Source organism: Bacillus sp. AP8 (genome assembly GCF_000321185.1).
Lineage (GTDB): Bacteria > Bacillota > Bacilli > Bacillales > DSM-1321 > Bacillus_AD > Bacillus_AD massilioanorexius.
Map to the genome: position 1 here is coordinate 87,435 of NZ_CAPG01000065.1, position 13,952 is coordinate 101,386.

13 protein-coding genes are annotated in these 13,952 nt (G+C 33.8%); 1 reads left to right on the top strand and 12 read right to left on the bottom strand.

Translation table 11 applies throughout. The annotated features are described in order from the left end of the window. Window positions 1-2: 2 nt before the first annotated feature. The gene (locus BN349_RS16175) at window positions 3-1,292 is read right to left on the bottom strand and encodes an adenylosuccinate synthase (protein ID WP_019243376.1); all 1,290 of its coding nucleotides are present in this window, start codon (window positions 1,290-1,292) and stop codon (window positions 3-5) included. A 307-nt stretch (window positions 1,293-1,599) separates the two neighbouring features. Between BN349_RS16175 and BN349_RS16180 the strand changes: the two genes are divergently transcribed. Next, complete coding sequence (locus BN349_RS16180) at window positions 1,600-3,039, top strand: polysaccharide deacetylase family protein (protein ID WP_019243377.1); 1,440 nt, start codon at window positions 1,600-1,602, stop codon at window positions 3,037-3,039. A 114-nt stretch (window positions 3,040-3,153) separates the two neighbouring features. On the opposite strand, the gene dnaB is transcribed toward BN349_RS16180, so the two are convergent. The 11 genes from dnaB to rpsF form a co-directional block, all read right to left on the bottom strand. After that, complete coding sequence (gene dnaB / locus BN349_RS16185) at window positions 3,154-4,521, bottom strand: replicative DNA helicase (protein WP_019243378.1); 1,368 nt, start codon at window positions 4,519-4,521, stop codon at window positions 3,154-3,156. Window positions 4,522-4,889: 368 nt separating this feature from the next. Beyond that, window positions 4,890-5,339: a 50S ribosomal protein L9 gene (rplI, locus tag BN349_RS16190; RefSeq protein ID WP_019243379.1), complete on the bottom strand. Its 450-nt coding sequence runs from the start codon at window positions 5,337-5,339 to the stop codon at window positions 4,890-4,892. Then, window positions 5,336-7,306 (bottom strand): DHH family phosphoesterase, encoded by a 1,971-nt coding sequence (locus tag BN349_RS16195; protein WP_019243380.1) that lies wholly within the window; start codon window positions 7,304-7,306, stop codon window positions 5,336-5,338. Before BN349_RS16195 ends, rplI begins: the two co-directional genes overlap by 4 nt. A gap of 56 nt (window positions 7,307-7,362) precedes the next feature. Then, window positions 7,363-8,307, bottom strand: coding sequence for a YybS family protein (locus BN349_RS16200; RefSeq protein WP_019243381.1), 945 nt, complete (start codon window positions 8,305-8,307; stop codon window positions 7,363-7,365). Window positions 8,308-8,804: 497 nt separating this feature from the next. Then, entirely contained in the window at window positions 8,805-9,551 is a 747-nt protein-coding gene (locus BN349_RS16205; RefSeq protein WP_019243382.1) for a DUF2087 domain-containing protein, read from the bottom strand. A 403-nt stretch (window positions 9,552-9,954) separates the two neighbouring features. Further along, window positions 9,955-11,310: an MATE family efflux transporter gene (locus BN349_RS16210; protein WP_019243383.1), complete on the bottom strand. Its 1,356-nt coding sequence runs from the start codon at window positions 11,308-11,310 to the stop codon at window positions 9,955-9,957. A gap of 127 nt (window positions 11,311-11,437) precedes the next feature. Next, window positions 11,438-11,641 (bottom strand): hypothetical protein, encoded by a 204-nt coding sequence (locus BN349_RS26430; protein ID WP_232423568.1) that lies wholly within the window; start codon window positions 11,639-11,641, stop codon window positions 11,438-11,440. Further along, a complete protein-coding gene (locus tag BN349_RS24120) occupies window positions 11,607-12,263 on the bottom strand; it encodes a MerR family transcriptional regulator (protein ID WP_232423569.1) in 657 nt (218 codons plus the stop codon). Before BN349_RS24120 ends, BN349_RS26430 begins: the two co-directional genes overlap by 35 nt. 387 nt (window positions 12,264-12,650) lie before the next feature. Next, entirely contained in the window at window positions 12,651-12,887 is a 237-nt protein-coding gene (gene rpsR / locus BN349_RS16220) for a 30S ribosomal protein S18 (RefSeq protein ID WP_026089348.1), read from the bottom strand. Window positions 12,888-12,923: 36 nt separating this feature from the next. Continuing rightward, window positions 12,924-13,442, bottom strand: coding sequence for a single-stranded DNA-binding protein (ssb, locus tag BN349_RS16225; RefSeq protein ID WP_019243385.1), 519 nt, complete (start codon window positions 13,440-13,442; stop codon window positions 12,924-12,926). Window positions 13,443-13,505: 63 nt separating this feature from the next. Further along, complete coding sequence (gene rpsF, locus BN349_RS16230; RefSeq protein ID WP_019243386.1) at window positions 13,506-13,793, bottom strand: 30S ribosomal protein S6; 288 nt, start codon at window positions 13,791-13,793, stop codon at window positions 13,506-13,508. Between the last annotated feature and the right edge of the window lie 159 nt (window positions 13,794-13,952).

Below are 13,952 nucleotides of genomic sequence, written 5' to 3' on the forward strand. Positions count from 1 at the left end.
TATTATCTTCTCCAAGGATTGTTAACTACGTTTGTTTGTGTACGGTCTGGACCAACAGAGAATGTAGATAATGGAATACCAGTTAATTGTGAAACTCGTTCAACATAATGACGAGCATTAGCAGGAAGTTCTCCTAATGATTTAACTCCTGTAATGTCTTCTGTCCAACCTGGTAATTCTTCATAAATTGGCTCACATTTCGCAAGAATACGTAAGTTTGCTGGATATTCTTCAATCACTTGATCACCATAACGGTATGCTACACAAATTTTCACTGTTTCAATACCTGTCAATACATCGATTGAATTTAGTGATAAATCTGTAATACCACTTACACGACGAGCGTGGCGAACAACGACAGAGTCAAACCAACCTACACGGCGTGGACGCCCTGTTGTTGTACCGTATTCACGACCTACTTCACGAATTTGATGACCGATTTCATCATGTAATTCTGTAGGGAACGGGCCATCACCAACACGAGAAGTATATGCCTTACATACACCTACTACATGGTCAATTTTAGATGGACCTACACCAGATCCGATCGTTACCCCACCTGCTACAGGATTTGAAGAAGTAACGAATGGATACGTACCTTGATCGATATCAAGCATTACACCTTGTGCACCTTCAAAAAGAACACGACGTCCTTCATCTAGTGCATCATTTAATACAACAGAAGTATCACAAACATATTTTTCAATTTGTTGACCATATTCATAATACTCATCTAAAATTTCTTCTAAAGTAAAGCCTTCTGTTTCATAAAACTTTTCAAGTAGGCGATTTTTTTCTTTTAAGTTATGTGCTAATTTTTCTTCAAATACTTCACGATCTAAAAGATCCGCCATACGGATACCCATGCGAGCTGCTTTATCCATGTATGCAGGGCCGATACCTTTTTTCGTAGTACCAATTTTATTATCACCTTTACGATCTTCTTCAACCTCATCAAGCTTGATATGATAAGGTAGAATAATGTGTGCACGGTTGCTTATACGAAGATTATCAGTCGTAATCCCTTGTTTGTGCAAATATTCTAACTCTTGAATAAGTGCCTTTGGATCAACTACCATTCCATTTCCAATAACACAAATTTTATCACTATAAAAAATTCCTGATGGAATTAGATGCAATTTATACGTTACACCATTAAATTTAATTGTATGACCAGCATTATTACCACCTTGATATCGAGCAATTGCTTCTGCATGTTCTGACAAAAAATCTGTAATTTTGCCCTTACCTTCATCTCCCCATTGTGTTCCCACAACTACTACTGAAGACATATCCTTGCACCTCCAAAGGTTCACATTTGTACAAATACTATCAAACATACTTATTTTATCAGTTTGACTACCAAAAAGTCAACCAAAACCGAACATTAATATTAAATAAACACTCATTTGTTCGTAATAGTGCAATTGTAATAAATTTCTAATTTAATACATCAATATACATCTTTTTCATGTATAATGAAAATGTCGAATACAATCGAACTATTCTATAAACAACAGCTAAAAATCAGTTATTACTTTCTATTTTATGTATAAACATTAATTTATATATATTAATACCGTCTGGGGGATTGCAACAATGCATTGGAAAACAGTCATTCTTGCACTTATTGTAATGTTATTTACGACTGCATGTGTAGGGACATCGGAAGAAAAAGGGATAGGCAAAAAGGAAAATTCTCATATTCAAACTTTTGTTAAAGAATCCAAATATCCTAATATGGAAATCGAAACAGAAATTGGTGAGTACGACAAATATAAATATGCCATTCATTTTCCAAGAACAAAGCAAAAACAAATTAATTTAACAATTAGAGAATTTATAAAGGAGCATAAGAAACAGTTTCTAAATGATGCACAAAAGATTCAGCCAAAAGGAAATGACTATTCAGAGCTTTTATTAGACTATGATATCACCCACCTATCTGATAATATCATATCCATTGTTTTTAATAATAATGTAAAATTAGCGGGAAAAGAAAGCACCGAAAGAAATTACACGCTTAATTTCCAATTAAATAGTGGGAAACAAATTTCCTTAGAAGAATTACTTCTAGATTACTCGTCCTTACAGCAAATTGCTGATATTTCTCAGAATAAGATTCTTCAAGACGCTAAAACTATGAAATTAACAAACTATGATCGAGTAATAGATGGTACTGCACCTAAAGTGGCCAACTATGAATCCTTTAGTTTCTCTAACCACTCTCTTGATTTTTATTTTAAAGAAAAACAAATCGGTCCTAAATCCATTGGTCCATATAAAGTAGAAGTAGCTATAAACGATTTAAATGGTATCGTAAAAGATTCATATATGCACTCATTAGAACAAGTATTTTCAAATGAAACAGAAATCCTATCTAATACAACGACTAATAAAGAAGAGAAAAAATCCTCTTTATCACCAGATGGAAAATATGTTGCCATTACATTTGATGATGGACCTCATCATCAATTAACACCTTATATTTTAGATATTCTTAAAAAACATAAGGCGAAAGCAACGTTCTTTGTATTAGGTAACCGCGTAGAGTATTATCCTGAAATTGTTAAGCGTACTTTTGATGAAGGACATGAAATTGGAAATCATTCATGGAGTCATCCAAAGTTAACAAGCTTAAGTCAACAGGAATTGCGAAATCAAATATATCATACGTCAAGTGCTGTTGCCAAAATTACTGGTGTTGCTCCTGCTACTATTCGACCACCATATGGTGCATTCAACGACCAAGTTAAACAAGTATTAAACGGTCCTATCGTAAATTGGTCTGTGGATACACTGGATTGGAAACATCATAATAAAGAGATGATTAAAAAAATTGTAAGAGAAAAAACACGCAATGGAAGTATCATTCTTATGCATGATATTCATAGCGCAACTGCTCAAGCCCTAGATAGCGTGTTAACAGAATTAAGTCAAAAAGGCTATCAATTTGTTACTGTTAGTCAATTATTAGAAATTGAAGATCAAGCAAACAACGTTCCAGGTCAAGTATTTTTAAATAAACCAGCATCTTAAGAGTGACTTATAACCCTAGCATGACAGATGTCAGATTGGACTGTAAAAGCGCAAGCGCCTTCTAGTAATGAACAATAATTAAAAAAAGGAAGCGAAATTTTATCGCTTCCTTTTTTATGCTCCAGGTGGAACATTTGAGTCGTCATAACGTGTTTCTAAATTTACGAATTTATTATATTCCTTAACAAATGCGAGAGATACCGTTCCTACTGGGCCGTTACGTTGTTTGGCAATGATGATTTCGATAATATTTTTGTTCTCTGATTCTTTATCATAGTAATCATCACGATATAGAAAGGCTACAATGTCTGCATCCTGCTCAATACTACCAGATTCACGGATATCAGACATCATAGGTCTTTTATCTTGTCGTTGTTCAACACCACGGGAGAGCTGTGATAAGGCAATAACAGGTACTTTCAATTCACGAGCTAATGCTTTCAATGAACGAGAAATCTCTGATACTTCCTGTTGACGATTTTCTCCAGAATTACCGTCCCCTCGAATTAATTGCAAATAATCAATTAGAATCATTCCAAGGCCATGCTCTTGTTTTAATCGACGACATTTTGAACGAATATCTCCTATACGTACACCAGGTGTATCATCGATAAAAATTCCCGCATTTGATAAACTTCCCATTGCCATGGTGAGTTTCCGCCAATCTTCATCTGTTAACGCACCCGTTCTTAAGTTTTGCGCATTAATATTACCTTCCGCACAAATCATACGCATAACTAACTGTTCTGCTCCCATCTCCAAACTAAATATCGCTACGTTTTCTTCAGTCTTAGTGGCAACATTTTGTGCAATATTAAGAGCAAACGCGGTTTTACCAACAGAAGGTCTGGCTCCTACGATAATTAAATCATTTCGTTGAAATCCTGCTGTCATTCGATCTAATTCTGCAAATCCTGTAGGAATACCCGTTATATCTCCCTTTCTATTAGCAAGAACCTCGATATTATCATATGCGCTAACTAGTACATCTTTAATATTTTGAAAAGCACCTGCATTTTTCTGCTGAGCAACTTCCATAATGCTTTTCTCAGCTTCACTAATGTATGCTTCAACTTCATCTTCTCTACTGTAACCATCTTGTACAATTTGAGTAGCCACACGAATCGTTCTACGCAATAAAGATTTTTCATCCACTATCTTCGCATAGTATTCTATATTCGCTGCTGTAGGTGTTGAATCTGCCAATTCACTTAGATATGCTACCCCACCAACATCTTCTAAACTTTTCGTTGCAGCGAGTTCCTCTGTAACGGTAATTAAATCCACGACACTTCCACTATTATTCAGTTTAAGCATAACTTCAAAGATTTTTTGATGTGCTATTCGATAGAAGTCTTCTGGAATTAATAACTCTGATGCAACTATTAAAGAAGAAGGCTGTAAAAATATTGCTCCTAATACAGCTTGTTCTGCTTCAATATTTTGCGGTGGTATCTGATTTTGAAAAGCTTCACTCACCATTTACAACCTCCTATCTTATTAAGAAAAACCGTCACCGGCCCTTTTTTGATCTAGTTCTAAAAAATATTATTCACTATCATGTTCTATACCTTACTATTATTTCACCACAAAGGATCGACTTACCGATCTTAACAGGTATGAGGTCAGACAAAAGAAACACTCTAGAGCTAGACCTTACTCTATATTCAAAATGATTAACTTTCTTTTCTTACAAAAAAACCGCAGCAGTCCTTTTTAAATGAGAAACATGGATAAGGAATTATTATATCATTATCATCCCTCATTTATCATTTTTTCCTTTAAATATATAAGACGACTCCTTATATCACTATATCATGAACAGGAGTCGTCCTACATACATATTATTTTTATTTTGCTTCTTTTACATGTACATTCAATGTAGCCATTACTTCGTGATGTAGCTTAACAGGTACTTTTGTATATCCTAATGATCTAATACCATCTGGAAGCTCCATTTTACGTTTATCGATTTTAATTTTTTCAGCTGCATTTAGAGCCTCTGAAATTTGTTTTGTTGTAATAGAACCGAATAAGCGGCCGCCTTCTCCAGCTTTTGCTTCAATTTCAACTGTTACCTTTTCAAGCTTTGCTTTTAACTCTTTAGCTAATTGTAATTCTTCAGCCGCTAATTGATTTTGTTTATTTTTTTGTGCTTCTAATTTTTTCATATTTGCTGGAGTTGCTTCAATGGCAACTTGATTTTTTAATAGGAAGTTTTGTGCGTATCCATCAGATACATTTTTCACTTCACCTTTTTTGCCTTTACCTTTTACATCTTTAAGAAAAATTACTTTCATTCTTTATGCCCTCCTAGATAATCATCTATTGCAAGTTGTAGCTTATCTACAGCTTCATCTACAGTGCTATTTTCAATTTGAGTAGCGGCATTCGTTAAATGTCCTCCTCCATTTAGAGCTTCCATAATAATTTGTACATTTATATCTCCCAATGAACGAGCACTAATGCCAATAACATTTTCATCTCGTTTTGAAACAACAAAAGCTGCTCCAACACCTTCCATTGTTAGAAGAGTATCTGCTGCTTGCGCAATTAAAATTTGATCATTTATTTGATCTGGTGCTCCTTTAGCAATGACAATACCATTTCTATAAAAAGAAAAAGTCTCTATAAGCTTTGCACGTCTTATATACGTTTCTAGATCTTCCTTTAAAAACCTTTGAACGAGGACTGTATCTGCACCATGTGCTCGTAAGTAGGATGCAGCATCAAACGTTCTAGAGCCTGTTCTCATCGTAAAACTTTTTGTATCAACAATTATACCTGCCAATAATGCCGTGGCCTCTAACATATCAATCTTACTATTCTTCTCTTGATACTCTAACAATTCTGTAACAAGTTCCGCTGTGGAGGAAGCATATGGTTCCATATATACAAGTAAAGAGCGATTAATAAACTCTTCTCCCCTGCGGTGATGATCAATTACGACCACCTTATCAATACTTCGTAATAATTTATCATCAATAACCATAGAAGGTTTATGGGTATCTACTATAACTAATAATGTATCATCTGTAATAAGTTCATACGCATCTTCTGGTGTGATGAATCTAGAATACAATTCCGGTTTTCCCTGAATTTCAGACATCATGCGTCTAACTCCAGTATCTAACTCTTGAAAATTCACTACGACGTAAGAATCTCGATTATTCATATTTGCCACTTTTGATATACCGATAGCCGCTCCTATGGCATCCATATCAGGGTATTTATGTCCCATGACGATAACCTTATCACTATCAAGAATAATATCCTTTAAAGCATGGGAAATAACGCGTGCACGGACTCTTGTTCTTTTTTCCATAGGGTTTGTTTTACCACCAAAAAATTTTGCTTTTCCATTTGGTAGTTTGATGGCTACCTGATCACCACCACGACCTAACGCTAAATCTAAACTAGATTGGGCAATTGTTCCTAATTCCGGCAATGATGATGCTCCACAGCCTACACCTATACTTAAAGTTAATGGAACATGCTGCTTAGCAGTTGTTTCTCTAATTTCATCTAGAATAGTAAATTTTGTCTTCTCTAACTTTTGTAGAATACTTTCATTGAAAATACCAATAAACCTGTCAGATGAAGTTCTTTTTAAAAATACCCCATTATCCCTAGCCCACTTGTCTAAAAGGGATGTGACTAAACTATTTAAGCTACTTCTTCTTTGATCGTCCATCGCTTGTGTTAATTCATCATAATTATCCAAGAAAATAATACTGATGACTGTTCTTTCATCTTCGTACATTTTTTCAATTTCAACTTGTTCTGTTACATCGAAAAAATAAAGCAATTTTTCCGCTTTTTTATGAACCACTTTAAATTTACGATCATTAAGGGTAACAGCTTCTGTTTCCACTTCCTGTTTAAGAAGCGGAATAAGAATTTCTGCTACATCGTATAATGATCGACCTACAAGCGTATCTTCATGAAAACAAGAAGCCATAAATGGATTCGTCCATTCTATACAATAGTCATCATTAATGAGCATGATCCCTATGGGCATTTCCAATAGTGCTTCTTCACCAACTTTTTTCAAGCGGTAGGATAGTGTAGAAATATATTTTTCTGTTTCTCTTCTGTTGTTAAGCTCAATACTCAATATCTGATAAAATAACATGCAAACAAGTGGAATACCTATTAGAGCAATCCACCATTTGTAAAACATAAGAGAAATAAGCAATACGGTTACTACTGCTATCAATCCATACATCGGATAGCGAATAGACTTATTATTAATGTTCGACAACATTGTTTCAGCTCCTAAAAGCTCCTAGTTTCTCCAACTCTACATACCAATAAAAAAACTTAAGATTTTTTTTGAATATTTTCTCTAAATGGGAACCCTAAATCCATTATACCCAAAATACGAATAAATGGAGATAGTGCTGTTATCATCGCAAAAATAATAACGATAACAGGAATAGGCTTCGGCCACTTTTTGGCATTGGAAAAGAAAAAGACAAACGATATCCCTTGTAAGAAAATAAAAAATTGTAAAGTAAAACCTAGATTTAGCAATACTGAATATAAATAGTCTCCTCGTTCTACTTGAATGAATAACGAGGCAATCATAATAATTAAATAATACCATAAAAGACTCTTTGGTAGTTGTATATCTCGAATAGGTGCAATAGATAGTTTTTTGTTACTAAATCGATTGATAATCGGTTTACAAGCCACAAAAACAATCCCTACCATAATAACCGAGGATAAAACAAGATAGCTTGGTAACAAGGTCCCCATCGTTTGAATAGTAACCATTACTTGCTCTGTTAATTTCTCAATTTGTTCTTTATTTTGTCCTAAAGTTGTTAACATCTCTGAAGACTGTTTAATGGATTGTTCTATAATTTGTTTCGATGTCTCAAAGAGATTCACATCCATTAAGACAATCGATCCAATAAATATAAGCAGTGTACATACTATAAATACTAATACCGAAACAATAAACATTTGAAGATTACTTTTACCTTTTTGTAAATAATAACCCATTGTTATACCAATTAATCCAAAAATCATTGTTATAGGTATTGCAGCAAACGAACCGATTAATACGGTTAATAAAATGGCAACAAAAAAACTGCCAAAAGACCAACCAAGATTTTGCTTTGTCGCAATTAAAACGAACGGTATCGGTAATAAAAACATTAGAATTATACCTAAAACCGGTATGTAAACGACTAAAAAAAGCATAACAGCATATAGAGCTAATAAAACTCCACTCTCTGTCAATAGTTTGCCTTTATTCAAAACTGTAAAACTCCCCTCTTTACATATCAGGAAATTTCCATTTCCTCATTTCATATGTATTACGTGAACCTATCAATTAGGTTTCATTTATACATTTTAAGTCATTACGCATAAATATTAAACTTTTTTCATTTTTACGAAGCTTAGTTACGCTATACTATTCATTTTTATTCACATGTAATGACAGTGAAAAAGGATTCTTTAAGTCTGCGTTTATTGGAGAATAGACCCTATCCTTTCCATTTTTTAGACAAAGACACGCATCATCGCTCATTTTTCACTTATTAATCTTGTCTTTTCATTTCATCTTTCAGATTTCCAACCGTAATCAACAGAGCCCAAAAAAGTCACTATATTTAGTATATCCTTTTGCAATTACCCTATAGATAGATTTTTAACCTTATTGATACATCTATCTAAAAAGTACTATGAATTAAAATAAAGGATAATAGCGAGCTGTCACGTAGTAGTTACAACCCGCTATTATCCTTTTTCTTTTATTTTTTCAACCAATATCGGCTTCCATCTGGTTTACGATCTAAAAAGCCATATTCAATTAAGTATCTACGTAGCGTTACAAAGTCCTCAAAAATGGTTTGGAGAATGGTATTCACTTCTTTTTCACTATACATTTTATCTGCTTCAAATCGTTTGATGATTTCACGTAGTACGATTATTTTATACTTTTGCTTCATAGAAAATTTCGTCAAACGCCCATCTTTAAAGTACTTTTTAATAACCTCTTCATTTTCTGTTTCTGTTACTCGATAGCGATCATCAATCATAGTTGCATTTTTAGGAATTTCCACAAATGCAGGTGCATGTGCATCTCGTTCCTTTAAAAGATCCATTAAGAGTAGAAATATTTTTGCTTGTCTTTCTTTCTCTTTTAGCACAAATCGATGATTGCGTATAGTTGAGGCACTACCAATACCTAATTCTTTTTGTACTTCTTGATCACTCTTACCTTGGTAAAATAGCTTCAATAAATTATTTTGATGATCAGTTAATCCCGTTAGCTTTTTATCTAGTCCAATTAAATATTCAAAAACAGAATGATGCTCGTGTTCTATATGCATTTCCATATATTTCGAAGCTTCAAGTAAACGATCATTCAATGGATATATCAAACCTTTTTCAACTTTTTGATTACACAATAAACAGATATATTCTTTTTCTTTTTCAATATACCCTTTTTTCAGCTCATCATGGGTAGCATTCCAAAACAGCTCCGAATTAGACAATACAAACACCTCTTTGTTTTGTTTGTTTTATTACAAACATTTTAATACTTGGTTTATAATAAGTCAATTCACATCTCGTTTATAACAAATATTTAAATCCCATAATGGTGACTATTGAATTTATTGTTTTCACATTTTGTTGACTATAAACAAGTGAGCGAATATAGGCTAAGTTGAATTCCGCTCTAAGATGCCAGCTTTCCGAAGATGGGAAGAACAGCTTCGATGCCGATTGCCTGTTAGATCCCACGCCTTACACTCAATCAATTTTTTGCTCATTTTGTTCACCAAACTTATGTAAAAACTACAACTTTTTAGAAAAGCAGTTAATAAATTTCAGTAAAAAAGACGATAGCAGCTTTAAATTGCTATCGTCTTTGTTTCACATGAAACTATTACATTTTTATAAGAGTACTTCTTTTGTTTCCCGTTGAGGAACTGGATTCTTCTTTCGATTCCATATATATAAACATAAGGACGTAATTCCTTCTGATATCGGTAAAGCTAACCATATTCCAACTGCTCCAAATAAACTAGGTAAAATCCAAAGCAATGGAAGAAGTAAAATGATACTTCGAGCTAACACCAGAATAACAGCTAGACGAATTTTTCGCGTTGCTTGGAAGTATTCTATATACACTAAATTGTAGCCTAAAAATAAATAACTAATAAAAAATATCCCTATTCCTTGTACTGTAAATCGATAAACTTCTTTTGACTCTACTCCAAACATAGAAACAAATATATGTCCGAAAAACAAGCCAAATAAAAATGTAAGAAGTCCTATTATCAAGCTAGTCTTTACAGCTAGTCGTAAGAACTTTCTTAGTCTCTCAAATAAGCGCGCTCCATGATGAAAGCTTGCAATCGGCTGTAATGCTGCCCCTACGCCTAAAAACAATAAGATAAACATGACATGAATATAATTCACTACCGCAAATGATGTAACTCCTATTTCACCAATAAAATGCATAAATGAAATATTATAACCCATCGTTAAAATCGCTGCAGAGCTTTCTACCACAAAACTAGGAAAACCAATATTTAAAATTTGATGAATGATGTTTTTTTCAAATTTTAATTTTACAAATTTCAATACGCTTTTTTTACGGAAAAAGTGTGTCAGTAATACGATGAAACCAATGGCTGCTGATAGAACTGTAGCATATGCCGCACCTTTTACTCCCATCCCCATTTGGAAAATAAAGATATAGTTAAAAATAATATTCAAGATTGATGTAATAATTAAACCAATCATAGCTAATCTTGGATTTCCATCATTTCGAACAAATATACTGAAAATATTCTCTAAAACAAATACAACTCCGTACAGTAAGATTACATGTAAATAATCTAATACGTAAGGAAGAATATGATCATTCGCTCCAAAGAAATACGCTAATTCAGTTTCTTTCCATAAACTTAAAACCGCTAAAACTTGAACGATAACTATCGCTAATACAAAAGACTGTGTAAAGATAGCTCTTGCTTTTTGAAATTGATTTTCTCCTAATGATATAGAATAAAGAGTGGCGCCTCCCATTCCTATCCATAAAGAAATCGATAAAAATACTGAAAAAATCGGAACAGCAATATTTACACCTGCTAATGCTTCTTCTCCAACACCGTGACTTACAAAGATTCCATCCACTAATATATTTACTGACATGAGTAACATACCTAGAACAGAAGGTATTAAATAAGATATAAACAATTTTTTAACAGGGGTTTCTCGAAGTTCTATAGTTGATTCTGTCATTGTATAACCTCCTAATGTAACGCTACTTAGTGTAAACCTTAAAGCTACTTTAAGGTCAAGAGGTTAACATAGAATTTTTTCGTAATCACGAATCATGATAGAAGAAGTCGTCTTTTAAGGCTCACAACTACCTAATTTTTCTAACAGGTATTTGATATTCTATTACTAATTCTTCTTCTTGTAACGTAATTGAATAATCAATAATGCCAATCTCAATGGCGTCACCAATAATTTCATATCCATCACGAGAAATGTTTGCTAAAAACCTGTCATATGTATGGCTATTCTTTTCATAATCACCAATATGATATGTACATGCAATATCCTTCATTGATATAAGAACTACTCTCAGGTACGAAATCGATGCCATCAAGAGGAATGAACAGGCCGCTATAATCTAGATAATCTCCCTTCAATAGTCCTTCTTTTGAAACAAACATCCCAATCTTATTCAAAACGAATATAGGAGCTATTTTATGAAGTTTTTTTTCTAAATCATTTAGATACATAAAGAAAACATCATCCGATATATAGCTTTGAATTTCTCTACCATAGATTAACCGTTTAGGTAACTTTTTATATGTTACGATCCCTGGTTCACGATTAGTACCATCTTTTATTAAATCGATTTTCCTTTGAGTCATAAGCATCATAAGATCAATTTCTTTTTGTCTTTCAAGCAATTTTTGCATTTGCTTCTCCAGTAAAGCTAATGCAATATCTGGTGTTCGATGTTCCACATAATCTTTAATTTCGTTTAAGGAGATATCTAGATGCCTAAGAAATTTAATTGTATCCATCATTGGAAATTGATCAATCGTATAATATCGATATTGCGTATGAGGATCTACCTTTTTGGGTTGAAAAATTCCCTTTTGATCATAATATCGCAATGTTGATTCTGAAATATCATGTAATTTAGCAAACTCCCCTATTGTAAAATGTTGCTTCACTCTTTCACCTCAAATAATAACGTTATTTCTTTTATATTGACTGTTTCTGCAAACTTTATCGCCTATGAACAGTAAATTTACATATAGGCCAAATTTTGCTCCAGGTTACTCACTTTCGGCAAGGCCACTCCCATAGAAGTCTCGTACCGCACGCTCCAATCAATAGAGTTCTTTATCCACTGGTTTTATTACTGAACGTATTGGAACAACAATCTTTTTAGAAAACTGCTTTTTTTATTTAATCATACTTACGCGCCAAATGCTTAAAACATTGTTGTATGACTTGTTATGTATATACCACTTAGAAAGTTTCAAGGCTACTTGTGCTTATATTTTATCGTAAAAAAAAACACATGAAGGCAGTCCTTCATGTGTTTTGATTCGTTATTATTCACCAGATACGTATGGTAGTAATGCCATAGTACGTGCGCGTTTGATAGCAACTGTTAATTTACGTTGATATTTAGCACTTGTACCAGTTACACGACGAGGTAAAATTTTACCACGCTCAGAAATGAATTTTTTAAGTAAATCTACATCTTTATAATCGATGTGAGTGATACCGTTTGAAGTAAAGTAACAAACTTTACGACGTTTAGCACGGCCACCTCTGCGTCCACCCATTGCCATTGGTTTTTCCCTCCTTAATTATTTATATTTTTAAAATGGCAGATCATCATCAGAAATGTCAATCGTTTGACCACCATTTGCAAATGGATCATCATCTACACGAGTGTAGTTGCCACTACGTTGGTTTTGATTCTGATTTCGATTTTGACCTTGACCATAAGAAGAATAATCATCTCTTGGACCTGGTGCAGCACCGAACGAACCGCCTTCGTTTCTGCCACCGTTAGCGCTTCTAGGTTCAAGGAATTGAACACTTTCAGCCACTATTTCAGTTACATACACTCGCTTACCATCTTGTCCTTCATAGTTGCGTGTTTGAATACGGCCATCAACACCAGCAAGACTACCTTTTTTTAGGAAGTTTGCTACGTTTTCTGCCGGTTTACGCCAAACTACACAGTTAATAAAATCTGCTTCACGATCGCCTTGCTGATTCGAAAAATTTCGATTCACTGCAAGAGTGAAGGTTGCCACAGGTACTCCATTAGGTGTGTAGCGCAAATCTGGATCTTTTGTTAAGCGTCCTACTAGGACAACACGGTTCATCATCAGAATCAACTCCTACCATTCAAAATATTTCGTTGATATTTTGAATCGATATTAAAATCTATATTATGCTTCTTCTTTAGTTACCATATGACGAATGATGTCTTCGCTAATTTTAGCAAGACGATCAAATTCTTGAACTGCCGCTGCTTCTGCTTGTACTTTTACAAGAGTGTAGAAACCATCACGGAAGTCATTGATTTCGTAAGCTAGACGACGCTTACCCCAATCTTTTGTTTCTGTAATTTCCGCACCATTATCAGTTAGAACTGTGTTGAAACGTTCAACTAAAGCTTTTTTAGCTTCATCTTCGATATTTGGACGGATGATGTACATAATTTCGTATTTTCTCATCACTGTCACCTCCTTTTGGACTAACGGCCCATATATGGGCAAGGAGCAATTTAAATTAATTACTCACGAATATGAATTATATCATATGTTTTTAACTAATGCAATGCGCTGCATTATTTGTTTTGATAACACCATGTACCTACTTTGTGTAACCTATCA